Below are 14,066 nucleotides of genomic sequence, written 5' to 3'. Positions count from 1 at the left end.
TTATTAGAACCAACAAATAACAACCAACAAATAACAACTAACTAATAACTATTTATGCTAATTTTCCATCTTCCATGTGAACGATGCGATCGGCAATATCCAAAATTCGGTTATCGTGGGTTACTAACAAAATAGTACAACCCTGCTCTTTAGCCAGTTGCTGCATCAAATTCACCACTTCGCGACCGGATTTGCTGTCCAGCGCGGCTGTTGGTTCGTCAGCTAAAACAATTTGCGGTTGACTGACCAAAGCGCGGGCGATCGCAACTCTTTGTTTTTGTCCCCCTGATAAGTCATCTGGATAATAGTTAAGCCGCTGTTCCAGTCCTACTAACTCTAGCATTTTTGCAGAGCGATCGCGCATTTGAGAACGCGACAAATTCCCGTGAACTTCCAAACCCATCTGCACGTTTTGCAGCGCCGTCAAACTCCGGTGCAAGTTGTGCGCCTGAAAAATATAGCCAATTTTGCGCCGCGCCTTTACCAATTCGTCTGCACTCGCTTTGCACATTTCTTGACCGATAATTTTGAGACTTCCCGATTGACCGGATCTCAATCCGCCAATCAAAGTTAAAAGCGTAGTTTTTCCAGAACCGGAAGGCCCCGTCATCAGCACGATTTCACCTGCTTTAATTTCGAGATTAATGTTAAAAAGTACCTGTTTTCGCAGTTGACCTTGACCGAAGTAGTGGTCGAGTTGGTGCGCGGAAATTATAGGTGCAGATATCTGTAAGGCGTTGGTTGTTGGGTCGAGAGTAGTAGAATTCATAACTTATTGGTTTGAGGTTTGAGATTTTTAAATTAATGGCTTTTGTCGCCGATAATGCAGATAGAAAACAAGAGAATGATTACAAAAACTATGTATGTTGTCAGGACTTTATACCAAATATGGCTTTAATACCCCCTTGATTCTTTAGTCCGCGCAGGCGGACTTCGTTTGTGTAGTAGCGGTTTCAACCGCCGAGTCTTATTGATTCATTTTCCCTTAAAACATATCTGCCGGGTCTGCTGCTTGCAGTTTGCGAGTGGCAATTGCTCCCGAAATAGTACACATAATTACGTTCAAAATTAATACTGCAACTGCTCGAACCAGCGTCATGTACAAAGGTAAATTTGTAGCTTTGCGAGTTAAAGAGTAAAGTCCGAAAGAAACTCCTACTCCCGGCAAAAAACCGAGGACGGAAAGAATTAGAGCTTCTTCAAAAACGATGCCCAGTAAATAAACATTGCGGTAGCCCATCGCTTTGAAAGTAGCGTATTCTCCCATGTGGTCGCTGACATCGGTTGAGAGAACTTGATAAACAATAATCACCCCAACGACAAAACCCATCGCGACGCCTAAATTAAACACAAAGCCGATCGCAGTATTCTTAGCCCAATAGTTTTTCTCAAAATCGATAAATTCTTGTTTGGTTAGTACCTTGACATCCGGCGGCAAATATGCTTTCAAAACTTGTTGAACTTCCACGGGGTCCGCACCCGGTTGCAGTTGAATTAATCCGGCATTAACACTCGCGGCGTTTTGTCTCGCAAACAGGCGCAGGTAATTTTGATCGCTAGTCATCAAAATACCGTCGGCGGCAAAAGATGCTCCAACTGTGAATAAACCGCTGACGTTAATCCTGCGTCGCTCGACCTCAGCTTTAACGGCTTTTCCTCGATCGATTTGTGCGATCGTTTTTTGGTAATCTCCCCTAGAAGCTCGATCGAACAACACGGTATCCGGCAATTTAATCGCGCTCAAATTTTGGTTAACTTCTGGAAGCGCAAACGCGGGGTGATTCGGATTGAAACCGACCACCATCAGCGACGTTTCGCGCCGAGTTTCGGGATTTTTCCAGTTAGCAATTTTCACGTAAAGCGGCTCTGCTGATTTCACGCCCGGTACGTTCATTGCTTGATACAATCTACGTCTGGGGAAGGAAGACAAATTAATCAAATTTCGCGCTTGGGGGTGAATCAAAACTAAGTCTGTTTCCAAGCTTTGGTGCAGCCGCGTATTGCTGGTGTAAAGCGCATTTTGAAAGCCCAACTGCATGAACATCAAAACGTCAGCAAAGGCAATTCCTGCTACTGCAACCAGCATTCGCCCTTTGTCGTGACTCAGTTGCAGCCATCCGAGGGAAGTTCTGCGTCTTAACTGTTGTAATGGTTTTATGAGTCCAAGCATAGGATTTTAGATTTGGGATTTGGGATTGAAGAGATAGGGCTGATGGTTTACTCTCTTCGTACTGAAAGAATATGTGATTATTGAACCGCGAAGACGCGAAGGACACGAAGGAAGAGAGAGGAAGAAGTAGAGAGTTTTTTACCGGGGAGAAAGTAACATTTTTTACTTAATCTTTAATTTCCCCGATCGCCACTTTGACTTGCAAATTGGTGAATCCCGCTACTTTCTGGCTGGAAGCTTCATCTAAGCGCACTTTTACTTCCACAATTCGACTATCAATATTCGCAGAAGGATCGGTGTTAACAATGTTTTGCCGCTGCACTTGCAAACCAATATGTTCGACAGTTCCCCGCAATTCGCCGGTCAAAGCATCGCTAGTAATTTTGGCGGTTTGTCCGAGGCGTACTTTGTCCACATCGCTTTCGTAGATTTCCGCAACAGCCAGCATCTCGCGAGTTTGTCCGAGTTCGACAATGCCGTCGTTGCCCACTTTTTCCCCCGGATGGGTGTGAATTTTCAGGACTTGGGCGTCTCTGGGAGCACGGATGTAAGCTAGATCCAGATTGGCTTTGGCTTGTTTGGCGGCTGTTGCGGCCAAACTGACTTCGGCGGCGGCTGCTGCTATGTCAACGGGACGCACTTCGGCGATGCGATCGAGATTTGCTTTGGCTTCGTCGATTTGCTGTTGTCGAGATTGCTCAACTTGGCTGAGTTTGGCTTGGGCTTCGTTAATTTGCTGTTGGCGAGATTGCTGAATTTGATTCAGTTTGGCTTGGGCTTCGTTAATTTGTTGTTGGCGGGATTCCTGAATTTGATTCAGTTTTGCCTTTCCTTCGTTGATTTGCTGTTGGGCTGTTTCGGCGGCGAGGCTTTTGCTGTCGCTAGTTGAGGCGGAAATTGCTCCCTGTTCATACAGTTGGGAGTAGCGCCGATCTTCGCTTATGGCGTTGCGGAGTTCGGCTTGTAGACGGGCAATTGTGGCTTGTTGGGTTTGAATTTCTCCTTGCTGTTCGGCCCTGATGCGGGCAATTGTGGCTTGTTGCGCTGCAATTTCGGTGCTGCGATCGATTTCTAGGCGGGCAACGATCGCCTGTTGCGCTGTGATTTCGTTGCTGCGATCGGCTTGTATGCGGGCAATGGTGGCTTTCTGGGCTTGAATTTCGCCGTTTTTGGCTCCTGCTTTGACTTTTGCTAGGTTTGCTTCGGCGACGCGCACTTGTTCTTGAGCTTGGTCGAGGGCGGCCGAGAGGCGATCGCGACTATCCAAAATTGCGATCGCCTGACCTGTTTTCACCCTGTCTCCTTCTTTGACTAAGAGTCGATCGATCCGGTTTCCTTCCGCTGCACCGGAGGCGGAGACTTTAATTACTTCTCCTCTGGGTTCGAGTCGCCCCAAGGCTGTAACTGTTGTTAATTGGGATGCTGTGACGGCTGCTGCTGCGGCTACTGCGTTGGGATCGGGTATGCGCGATCGCCAGATCGTGTAGCCTGTGGTTCCCCCTGCCCCCAGGGTTGCTACTGCGGCCACAACTAGGAGTTGTTTAACTAGGGATGGATTTGAGGATAAGCCGTCTGCTGTTGGTTGGTGTACCATGACATACCTCTTTGTGAGAAAATAAAACTAAACGGTTTAGTTACGATGCATATTCATACTAAACCGTTCAGTATAATAATGTCAAGCTCCCAAATAAAAATTACAGAAGCAAGGTATGGCAAGGACAAAACCGATCGAAGCAGACGCAGCAGCCAGTGACAAAACCGAGCAAATCCTGCAAGGCGCGATGCAAGAATTTTTAACCCACGGCTACGCGGGGACGAGTATGGACAAGGTAGCGAAGACGGGGGGAGTTTCCAAAGCCACGGTTTACAGCTATTTTGCCGATAAAGAAGGATTATTCGCGGCCTTGGTACAGCGGCTGGCGCGAAAAAAAGTCCATTTTACGGTTCTGGATGAAGAACCCGCCGTAGCGCTGCGATTCGTTGCCACAACTATATTGGATCAGGTGACCCAGGAACCAGAATATCTCAATTTTGTGAGGTTAGTGATTGCGGAGTCGGGGCGTTTTCCCCAGCTAGCGCAGACTTTTGTGAGAAACTTAGGTAAACCGGGGATCGAGCGGCTCACTGAATATTTGGCATCGCATCCAGAGTTAAAATTATCCGATGCGGAGGCAACGGCGCGGATTTTTATTGGCTCGCTGGTATATTTCCAGTTAACGCAGCATATGATGCACGGCAAAGATATTATCCCAATGGAGCGCGATCGACTGATCGACGCTCTGCTGCATTTGATTTTATCCCCGCAGTCCAATTCCTAAGTGCGATCGACAGAATCTAGGAATTTTATTTGAGAATGATTTAAATGCCATAAAGAGCGAGATGCCTTTATGGCTGCGATCGCAGGTTTTAGTCAGGTGTTTTCCCTAACCTGTCCCTCAATTCCTCAGCCGATAACTGTGGCAGCAGTTGTTCTACCAACAATGTCAATTCTGCCACAGGCAAGGCCAATAAATTAGTAACGACTGTAGGCAGAATATCGCCCAATTCAGGCGATCGTATTTGCAACGCACTTTCAGCCAACAATTTAACCGCTGATTCCCGCCCTGTTTCATCGACTGTCAGCATCGATATTGCCAACAACAGCACTGTAAATTCCGCTGCCGCCAACTTTGATATTGGAGATAGAAAAGCCGTCATTTTTGGGCTTAATTCTCCAAATCGAACTCGCAGAAAGTTTTCTAAGATTAAGCGCTGTTGTTCTTGTCTGCCTCGTTCTAGTCCTTGTTCTAGTCCTCGTTCTAGTCCCCGTTCTAGCCCTCGTTCTAGCCCTTGTTCTAGTCCCTGTTCTAGTCCTTCTTCTCTAGCTTGTTGCTGTGCTGCTTGTATTTGTTGTTGAAAAAGTGGTGCAATGGCCATAATTAACTCCCGCTCTTCTGGCTGTAATTCTTGTGGCGCATCGGTTACCAAATTTGACTGTAACCGATACAGCAATTCTAGCGCGATAATCCGCAACGGATCGTCTGTTGCTAAAGCGCTTAATTGGGAAATAGCCCTTTGCTGCACTCCCCCTTTGCCCAAAATCCTCAACCACAGGGTGTCTGGAGTTTCTGGCAACTGGTGAATCGCCACAATTGCAGTTCGCAAAGATTCCCCCAAGAAATAAATTCCCTGCATCCAATTCTCTGTGTCTGGTATCGCATTAAAGCTATCTACCAATGCTTTCGATGCTGTGGGCATCAATCGATTTTAGATTTTAGATTTTAGATTTTAGATTGAAGAAAGTGAAGTAAACATCGATTTCTCGAACTTCGGAACTCACATCGCGGCCGATATTAACCGTTCCGAGCGGCGACAGCAATTCCTCCAGGTATTCTTTTGCAAAGAGATCGTGAATAAATCGCGTCATAGGAATTATTTCAAACACTAAATAGATTTTTTAGCCGTTTTCTCACCCATTCTACAGGATTTTCCTCCTCTTCTGCTGCCTCTACTAATTCCAGTTCTCGCAATAATTGCTGTCTCTCGCTGAGTTCTTCTTTGTGTTTGACTATTTCTTTAATAATCTGTTCAGATAAATCCGGTCGTTCAGTTAAAACTTTCTGGAAACCTTCTTTATTGATGGCAAACAAAATAGTGTCTTCCAAAGCTCTCACCGAAGCTGTTCTGGGGATTCCCAACATCAAAGAAAGTTCCCCTAAAAACTGACCAGAACCGAGGTTATTCAGATGTTTGTCAATAGCTTCTACAAAAACTTCTACGGAACCTGAAAGAATCATGTAAAAAGCATCTCCGGGGTCGTTTTCGTGAAACAAATATTCTTGCGATCGCAGCCGTTTGCGATATCCAACTTCAATCAATTGCCGCAATTCAAGATCGGTCAGATTTTCAAAGTATTCCACCTCTCGTAGCAAACAGCTAAGCGACGATGGCTTTTTCAGTTTCTCTGCAAAAATTGGCGGTTTTTGCTCATTTTCCGTGTAACTGTTCGGGAGGTCAATTGCAGTTTCTTTTTTGTTTAACATTGACAACAGAACTTCGGGGTTTTGCAAATAAATTTCTCTGTCATTGAACGGAAATTCGATTTTTTGCTGGCGGAAATTGTATTCAATTGCAAAATTCAAAGAACTTTTAATTAATTCTCTTTCAGTCGGCCTGTCCGTCCACACTAAAAGTTCAAATTTAAAACTATCATCACCAAACTCGACAAACAATACTTTCGGGTTCGGTTCGTACAAGACTCCAGCTTCTGCGTAAGCAATATTTAACAGAGTTTCTGTCACTAACAGCGGGTTACTATTCTCGGCTACTTCTACGGGAACTCGCAGACAGAGTAGGGAGTTTTCGTAACTCCAGTTAACAATTTTGTTGCTAATCATTTTGCTGTTGGGAACTATGACGCTAGAGTCCTCAGTGGTTTGGATGATGGTCGATCGAATCGAGATTTTTTTGACGATTCCCATTAATCCTTCTAATTCCACAAAGTCTCCGACTTTCACAGGTCTGTCTAAAAGCAGCGTTAAGCCACTGACAAAATTAGTTGTTAAATCTTGGATTCCGAAGCCAATTCCGACTCCCAATCCCCCGGCCACTACTGCAAAAGAAGCGAGGTTGAAGCCGATGCTTTGGATGGCGACTATTACCCCCAAAGCTACTATTAAATACCCAATAATTACGGCGATTGCTTCCCTATTTCCCTCGTCAATTCCCAGTCTAACAAGCAAGCTTTCCTTAAGAAAGTTCGTAAAAGCTCGTGCTATGACAAGGATAGCCAGAAACAATACAATCAGTTCCACCAGTGACTGCAGCGATACAGGATTCTCACCTATTTTAAATAGGGTGGCTGTAAATATTTGCGATATCTGTGTCAATACTTCTTCTGGGATTGTATTAAATTTGAATTCCGGTTCTAAGGTTTTTGATGTTGTCATTTTTTAAGTGGGTAGTAAAGAATAAAGTCCTCAGTACCCAAGTTAAAAATAAAATACTGAAGTCTTTATCACAAATGTTAGCCTATTTTGGTAAAAAAACTGAAGTTTTTACATAGATATGTGGTTCCTCATACTACGCAGTTCTCCCTATTTCCAATTTTTCGGATACGTTGTCTTCCCAGACCTGCGGTTATTGTGCCATTTTTGCGCGAGACGAGATCCGACTCATCTATTATTAAAGTGATTGCTCTATAGCAATCATCGCATCATTTGTGAACTTCTTACTCCCTCCCCGAACCCGGGGGGAGGGTTGGGGTGGGGTAAAAAAATACGACTCCTGCAAGGATTGCTATAGTAAATTTATTCAACATTAACTCAAGGCGATTTTATGATACTCTCCACTAATTTTTTTTTGAAGTCCCGTTATCAACTTAAGCAGGGATTATTCAATGACTATTTAAGTGGACAAGTCAAATATCCAAGTATTACAATGACTTTAACTCCTAGGAGAGATATTGCTATTACTCTGCCAGTTGCGTCCGTATTGTGTATATCTAATTGAAAATTTAACGGATCTAGCTAAAATTGATAACGTTCCAAGAATACTTGGCATTCTACCGACATGGGGGACAAACTATAACTTAAGTGCATTTGTCAATCCGTAATTTTACTGAAAATACTGCTTGTTTAGGAGTAGAAAATTGGCGATTTGGGGGTGGGTGGGGATAAATATGCCGATCGCCATGATTGCTCGATCGCCCAAATCTAAGTTCTACAGCCAAAATCTGAGTAAATGCTGAGCATAATTGCTGATTGACCAATGCTTCCCTAGCTTAAGTTGTCACCAATGTTCTACCAATAGGATTGATTAGCAATAGAATTGATGAGAATGAGAAATAGAAATACTTGGCGATACATCCGAAGAATTAAGGGAAATAGTGTCGCAAGGGATACATATATCGCAGATTGAAAGCCTAATAGTCGCGCTACTGAACGTTTTCTTCATTACCCAAATTGGAGGCAACGAAAACCTTGCGATCGCACAATTGGACAGAAGTTCTAGAATAAAAGCTGAAATGCACGATCGAACATGAGCAAATTCCCACCACAGAAAACCCAACCGCCACAGCAAGAGAGCGCAACAGCACAGGCATTGCGGCAGGCTCACTTCGAGGCTTTTTTTGCAGGTGCCAACGCCGGAATGGTGATTTTTGACCGCCAACTCCGGTATGTCCAAATAAACGAAGTTCTGGCAGAGATCGATGGCATTTGTGTGGCAGACTATATTGGTCGGTCGCTGCCTGAAATGCTGCCAGAATTGGCTCCGACTCTGGAACCGATGCTGCAAGGCATTCTGGATACGGGCCAGCCGATACTTGAGTGTGAAGTAGTGGGTGAAACGGCGAAAGAACCAGGCATCATCCGCTACTGGGAAACATCTTACTATCCTTTGCGGGACGAAAATGGCCTGGTTTTTGGTATTGGTGGGATTGTAATTGAAATTAGCGCTCGCAAGCGGGCAGAACAAAAGCAGGCACGACTGACGGCAATTTTGGAAGCAACTTCCGACTTAGTAGGAGTTGTGGATGTGACTGGGCATAGTGTCTATCTCAACAAAGCCGGACAGGAAATGCTGGGGATGTCCCCAGAGGAAGCACGATCGCCCTTTACTATAGATTCTGTATTAGCTCCCTCGGCAAAAGCAAAGTTCCACAACGAAATAATTCCCACCGCCTTGCGAGAGGGTAGGTGGGCTGGTGAAATCCTATTTTTGTCACGGGATGGGGAAGAAATTCCAGTCTCCCAGGTTTTGATCGTTCACAAAACGGAAGCGGGCGAAGTCGAGTTTATTTCCACTATTGTGCGGGATATTCGCGATCGCAAAAACGCAGAAGATGTCCTGAAACAAAGTGAAGAACGATTTCGTTCTTTGATCGAAGCTACCGCTCAAATTATTTGGATCGCTAATGCTGAGGGCGAATTGGCCGGCGAGCAACCTACTTTATGTGCATTTACAGGACAGACATTTGATGATTACAAGGTAGGGGGTGGGCTCAACGCTATCCATCCAGACGATCGCTCGTCTATTGCCACTGCCTGGTCAACTGCTGTTGCTAATCGATCGTTCTATGAAGTTGAATTTCGTATGCGCCGCTATGACGGGGAATATCGCTACATGAGTTGTCGTGGTGTCCCAATTCTGAATGCGGATGGTTCAATTCGGGAATGGATTGGGGCTAATACAGATATTACCGATCGCCAACAAGCTGAAGAAGCTCTGCGCGAACAGCAAGCTGCGCTGCGCGATCGCAATGTCTTGCTGAGCTCTATTTTGGAAAGTACGCCAGACATAATTGTTGTTAAAGACCGGGAAGGCCGATATGTTGCCCTTAATTCCGAGGTGGCAAAATCCTTTTACGGTAGATCCATTGAGGAAATTATCGGTAAAGATGATTCGGAACTCCTTCCCCCGGAGGCCGCCGTTGCAATAATGGCAAAAGACCGCCAGATTATGGAAGCAGCCATTACTGAAACCTACGAAGAAGAGGTTTTCAATGGAAAAGAGAATACTTCTTTTTTAACCACAAAAGCCGCTTGGCGGGACGCTCAGGGAAATATTCTCGGCCTGATTGCCATAGCACGAAACATTAACGATCGCAAACAAATGGAAGCAGAATTGCGCGATCGTAATGCACTGCTAAAGTCTATTTTGGAAAGTACACCAGACTTCATTGTCGTTAAAGATCGGGAAGGGCGTTATGTTGCCGTTAACTCCAATGTGGCAAACTTCATGGGCAAGCCAATTGAGGAAATCATCGGCAAAGATGATTGGGAATTCCTACCGCATGAGAGTGAGAGTGTCCGTGCAATTATGGCAAAAGATCGCCAAGTGATGGCAACAGGAATCGCTGAGACTTACGAGGAAGAGGTCTCTCAGGGTGAGACCACCGGGACCTTTTTCACTACCAAGACTCCTTGGCGGGATGCTAAGGGCAATATCCTCGGCATTATCGCGATATCACGAGATATTAGCGATCGCAAAAAAGTCGAGCAAACACTCCGTCAAACCCTAGAAATACTGGACTTAGCCAGCGATGGTATCATTATTAGGGATATGGATGATCGCATCATATACTGGAACCAAGGTGCAGAAAAGCTCTATGGTTGGACAAAAGCCGAAGTAGTCGGGGAGTACATTCACACATTCTTGAAAACAGCCTTTCCTAAACCGTTAGAAATCGTAACGGCAGAGTTTTTTCAGCAGGGAACTTGGGAAGGAGAACTGCAGCACACCACCCGCGATGGTCGGGATATTATTGTGGCAAGTCGCTGGACATTACAGCGCGATGGGGAAGGAAAGCCTTGTGCCCAACTCGAAATTAATAATGACATTAGCGATCGCAAACAAGCGGAAGATGCTATCAAGCAAAGCGAAGAACGCTATCGTTCGCTAATCGCTGCTACCTCCCAACTTGTCTGGACAGCGGATGCTGAAGGAAGATCCGTGGATCAACCGAGTTGGAGAGCTTACACCGGACAAACCGAAGCCCAGATGGCTGATGGTTTTGGCTGGTTAGATGCAATTCACCCGGACGATCGCGAACGAACGCTTCAGGTGTGGATGGAAGCAGTGACAACGAGAACCCTGTACGACATAGAATATCGAATCCGGGGAGCGGATGGAAACTATCGTTATTTTCAAGGTAGGGGAGTACCAATTCTCGATGAAGATGGCAACATCCGGGAGTGGGTTGGCACTTGCAGCGATATCCACGATCGCAAACAAGCGGAAGATGCTATAAAACAAAGCGAAGAACGCTATCGTTCGCTAACCCTTGCCATCTCCCAAATTGTCTGGACAACCGATCCTGAAGGAAGATGCCAGGATTCACCGAGTATGAGAGCTTACACCGGACAAACGGAAGCTGAGGTGGTTGGTTTTGGCTGGTTAGATACAATCCACCCGGACGATCGGGAACGAACTGTTCAGGTGTGGATGGAAGCAGTGCAAACGAGAAGCCTGTTTGAGATGGAATATCGAATGCGCGGAACGGATGGAAACTATCGTTATTTCCAAGCTAGAGGGGTGCCACTTCTCGATGAAGATGGCAGCATCCGGGAGTGGGTTGGCACTTGCATCGATATCCAGGATCGCAAACAAACAGAAATCGTACAGGCAAAAGCCAGGGAAGCTGCAGAAGCCGCAAGTCGCGCAAAAAGTGAATTTCTTGCCAACATGAGCCACGAATTGCGGACTCCGCTTAATGGCATCATGGGATACGCGCAGATTCTTCAGCGTTCCAAAGTCTTGAATGAAGAAGAGCGATCGCGCATTGATGTCATTTATCAGTGCGGTTCGCATTTACTGACGTTAATCAATGATATTCTCGATTTGTCGAAGATTGAAGCACAGAAAGTGGAACTAATGCCCACAGATTTTCATTTCCCGGCGTTCCTGCAAGGTGTAGCAGAAATGTGTCGCATCCGAGCTGAAATTAAGGGAATTCACTTTCATTTTCCATCCAGCCCCGAACTGCCGATCGGCATTCATGCGGATGAAAAACGCTTGCGACAAGTGTTAATTAATCTTTTAAGCAACGCTATTAAATTTACGGATGAGGGCAGTGTCACTTTTATAGTCAGTTTTGCCACAGAAGGAAAAATTCGCTTTGAAGTACGCGATACAGGTACCGGCATTGCCCAAGAGCAACTCCAAGCTATCTTTCAGCCCTTCGAGCAGGTTGGAGATCGCAGACGGCAGACGGAGGGCACCGGGCTGGGATTGGCAATTAGCCAAAGGATTGTAGAACTAATGGGCAGTACCATTCAGGTTCAAAGTGAGATGAATGTGGGCAGTATTTTCTGGTTTGATGTTAGTCTGCCTCAAGCCGATGAATGGGTGAAAACGTCTCAAATCGACCATCACGGGCAGATTATCGGCATCAAAGACCGCCAACCTAAGATTGTGGTTATTGATGACAAATGGGCTAACCGTTCGGTAATTAACAATTTGCTCAGTCCGATCGGCTTTGAGGTGTTTGAAGCGAACGATGGGCTGGAAGGCTGGGAAAAAATTCTAGAGGTGCAGCCAGATTTAATTGTTACCGACCTATTAATGCCCGAACTCGATGGCTTCGAGGTGATTAAGCGGGTTCGAGAATCGGAAAATTTCAAAGACACCGTGATTATTGTCTCTTCTGCCAGCGTATTTGAAACCGATCAATACAGAAGTTTAGAAGCTGGAGGCAACGCCTTTATTCCCAAACCAATTCAGGCAACTGAACTCCTGCAAAACTTACAACAGTATCTTGATTTGCAATGGGTTTATGAAGCTAATGAAGAGCCACTGGCGAGATCCTCAGACACCGATGAGCTAATTGCCCCGCCTGCTACAGAAATGGAAATGCTATACGAGCTCGCTATGAAAGGAAATTTCCTAGAAATAGTTAAGCAGGCGGTATTACTTGAAGAACTAGATCCCAAATACATTCCCTTTGCTAAAAGATTGCATCAAATGGCAAAGGACTTTCAAGACGAAGAGCTTTTAACGTTTATTGAGTCCTACAAGTAAGGTTTATGAATTCAGAAATTCAAGCAAATGGTACGATTCTTATAGTTGATGACAATTCAGCTAACTTAGGTGTCTTATCTGATGCCTTAAGCCAAGAAGGATTTGAAGTTCGGGTTGCAAAATCTGGCAAAATGGCACTAGAGCGAGTCAAATATGCTCTACCGGATCTAATCTTGCTAGATGTCATGATGCCAGAAATTGATGGATTTGAAACCTGTCGTCGATTACAGGCTAATCCAGAAACTAAACAGATTCCCATTATATTTATGACTGCTCTCTCGGATACGGCTAATAAAGTTGAGGGGTTTAAGCTTGGGGCTGTAGATTATATTACCAAACCCTTCCAACAGGAGGAAGTATTAGCTCGCGTCAAGCTGCATTTAAAGCTTCATGTTCTAGCTGACAAATTAGAAGAAAAAAATATCTTATTGGAGCAAAAAGTTTTAGAAGTCAGCCAAGCCTATGAAGATTTACAACAAATGCAGCTTAAGTTAATCCAAAGCGAAAAAATGTCCGGCTTAGGGCAAATGGCGGCTGGGATTGCTCATGAAATAAACAACCCTATAAACTTCATATCCGGCAATCTGGGTTATGCCCAAGAGTACGCTCATAACTTACTAAAAATTATACATCTCTATCAAGAAGATTATGTAAATCCCACCCCTCGGATTCAAGCCGTAATGGATGAAATAGAACTGGAATTTGTGGAGGAAGATTTTATCAAAGTTCTTAACTCAATCAACTTAGGAACGCAGCGCATCCAGGAGATTGTCAAGTCTATGCGAATCTTTTCTCGCCTAGATGAGGCAGAGGTGAAAGCTGTAAATATTCATGAAGGAATTGATAGTACACTCACCATCCTGCATCATCGTTTAAAAGCAAAACCAGAACATCCTGAGATTGAACTAATAAAAAAGTACGGTCAGCTTCCACCAGTAGAATGCCATGCCGGACAATTAAATCAAGTGTTCATGAATATTATTTCCAATGCCATTGATGCTTTAGATGAATCTAATCAGCAGCGTTCTTTTGCAGAAATCAAACAACACCCGAACCGCATTCAAATTGCTACAAAAGTAATTGACGAGAATTGGGTGGCTATTTATATTAGTGACAACGGTCGGGGAGTTTGCGAAACTTTACAACCGAAAATATTTGACCCTTTTTTTACCACCAAACCTATCGGTAAAGGAACTGGGTTGGGGTTATCTATCAGTTACCAAATTATCGTTGAAAAGCATGGGGGCAGATTATACTGCCAGCCTGGATTAGGAAAGGGAATAGAATTCGTCATTGAAATTCCTATTCGGCAGCAAGCTTGTAAAGCTGCTTAGGATCGCGAATTAAATAACTTACAATTTTAATTGTTATTGTGGGATGGGCGTGCCCCCCCGCC

Annotated in this window: 9 protein-coding genes; 3 read left to right on the top strand and 6 right to left on the bottom strand. The window is 44.8% G+C overall.

Going from position 1 to position 14,066, the window contains the following annotated elements:
- Positions 1 to 52 precede the first annotated feature (52 nt).
- The 3 genes from QUB35_RS07470 to QUB35_RS07460 all read right to left on the bottom strand — a co-directional run bounded on the left by QUB35_RS07470 (position 53) and on the right by QUB35_RS07460 (position 3,764).
- Positions 53 to 769 (bottom strand): DevA family ABC transporter ATP-binding protein, encoded by a 717-nt coding sequence (locus QUB35_RS07470; protein WP_333140804.1) that lies wholly within the window; start codon positions 767 to 769, stop codon positions 53 to 55.
- A gap of 216 nt (positions 770 to 985) precedes the next feature.
- Positions 986 to 2,170 carry an ABC transporter permease DevC gene (gene devC / locus QUB35_RS07465; RefSeq protein WP_333140802.1) on the bottom strand — a complete coding sequence of 395 codons (1,185 nt, stop codon included), beginning with the start codon at positions 2,168 to 2,170 and terminating at the stop codon, positions 986 to 988.
- A gap of 166 nt (positions 2,171 to 2,336) precedes the next feature.
- Positions 2,337 to 3,764 carry an HlyD family efflux transporter periplasmic adaptor subunit gene (locus QUB35_RS07460; RefSeq protein WP_333140800.1) on the bottom strand — a complete coding sequence of 476 codons (1,428 nt, stop codon included), beginning with the start codon at positions 3,762 to 3,764 and terminating at the stop codon, positions 2,337 to 2,339.
- A gap of 115 nt (positions 3,765 to 3,879) precedes the next feature.
- Here QUB35_RS07460 and QUB35_RS07455 point away from each other — a divergent pair, with 115 nt between their 5' ends.
- The gene (locus tag QUB35_RS07455) at positions 3,880 to 4,488 is read left to right on the top strand and encodes a TetR/AcrR family transcriptional regulator (protein ID WP_333140798.1); all 609 of its coding nucleotides are present in this window, start codon (positions 3,880 to 3,882) and stop codon (positions 4,486 to 4,488) included.
- 88 nt (positions 4,489 to 4,576) lie between these two features.
- Here the strand turns inward: QUB35_RS07455 and QUB35_RS07450 are convergent, their stop codons facing one another.
- Genes QUB35_RS07450 through QUB35_RS07440 form a run of 3 tightly spaced genes read right to left on the bottom strand, consistent with a single transcriptional unit; the run spans position 4,577 to position 7,098 of the window.
- Positions 4,577 to 5,410, bottom strand: coding sequence for a flagellar assembly protein H (locus QUB35_RS07450; protein ID WP_333140796.1), 834 nt, complete (start codon positions 5,408 to 5,410; stop codon positions 4,577 to 4,579).
- 13 nt (positions 5,411 to 5,423) lie between these two features.
- A complete protein-coding gene (locus QUB35_RS07445) occupies positions 5,424 to 5,576 on the bottom strand; it encodes a hypothetical protein (protein ID WP_333109680.1) in 153 nt (50 codons plus the stop codon).
- A gap of 10 nt (positions 5,577 to 5,586) precedes the next feature.
- Positions 5,587 to 7,098 carry a mechanosensitive ion channel domain-containing protein gene (locus tag QUB35_RS07440; protein ID WP_333140793.1) on the bottom strand — a complete coding sequence of 504 codons (1,512 nt, stop codon included), beginning with the start codon at positions 7,096 to 7,098 and terminating at the stop codon, positions 5,587 to 5,589.
- A gap of 1,090 nt (positions 7,099 to 8,188) precedes the next feature.
- On the opposite strand from QUB35_RS07440, the gene QUB35_RS07435 reads away from it, so the two are divergent.
- Both QUB35_RS07435 and QUB35_RS07430 read left to right on the top strand, forming a co-directional pair.
- Positions 8,189 to 12,670 carry a PAS domain S-box protein gene (locus tag QUB35_RS07435; RefSeq protein ID WP_333140791.1) on the top strand — a complete coding sequence of 1,494 codons (4,482 nt, stop codon included), beginning with the start codon at positions 8,189 to 8,191 and terminating at the stop codon, positions 12,668 to 12,670.
- A gap of 5 nt (positions 12,671 to 12,675) precedes the next feature.
- Positions 12,676 to 14,004, top strand: a complete 1,329-nt coding sequence (locus tag QUB35_RS07430; RefSeq protein ID WP_333140789.1) for a response regulator — start codon at positions 12,676 to 12,678, stop codon at positions 14,002 to 14,004.
- The last annotated feature ends 62 nt before the right edge of the window (positions 14,005 to 14,066 follow it).

It is taken from the genome of Microcoleus sp. B13-B6 (assembly GCF_036705405.1).
GTDB lineage: Bacteria > Cyanobacteriota > Cyanobacteriia > Cyanobacteriales > Microcoleaceae > Microcoleus.
This window is presented reverse-complemented; position numbering and strand designations above follow the sequence as displayed.

Coding starts and splice junctions, on each gene's coding strand:
- QUB35_RS07470 (WP_333140804.1), bottom strand. CDS start 769: ATGAATTCTACTACTCTCGACCCAACAACCAACGCCTTACAGATATCT.
- devC (WP_333140802.1), bottom strand. CDS start 2,170: ATGCTTGGACTCATAAAACCATTACAACAGTTAAGACGCAGAACTTCC.
- QUB35_RS07460 (WP_333140800.1), bottom strand. CDS start 3,764: ATGGTACACCAACCAACAGCAGACGGCTTATCCTCAAATCCATCCCTA.
- QUB35_RS07455 (WP_333140798.1), top strand. CDS start 3,880: ATGGCAAGGACAAAACCGATCGAAGCAGACGCAGCAGCCAGTGACAAA.
- QUB35_RS07445 (WP_333109680.1), bottom strand. CDS start 5,576: ATGACGCGATTTATTCACGATCTCTTTGCAAAAGAATACCTGGAGGAA.
- QUB35_RS07440 (WP_333140793.1), bottom strand. CDS start 7,098: ATGACAACATCAAAAACCTTAGAACCGGAATTCAAATTTAATACAATC.
- QUB35_RS07435 (WP_333140791.1), top strand. CDS start 8,189: ATGAGCAAATTCCCACCACAGAAAACCCAACCGCCACAGCAAGAGAGC.
- QUB35_RS07430 (WP_333140789.1), top strand. CDS start 12,676: ATGAATTCAGAAATTCAAGCAAATGGTACGATTCTTATAGTTGATGAC.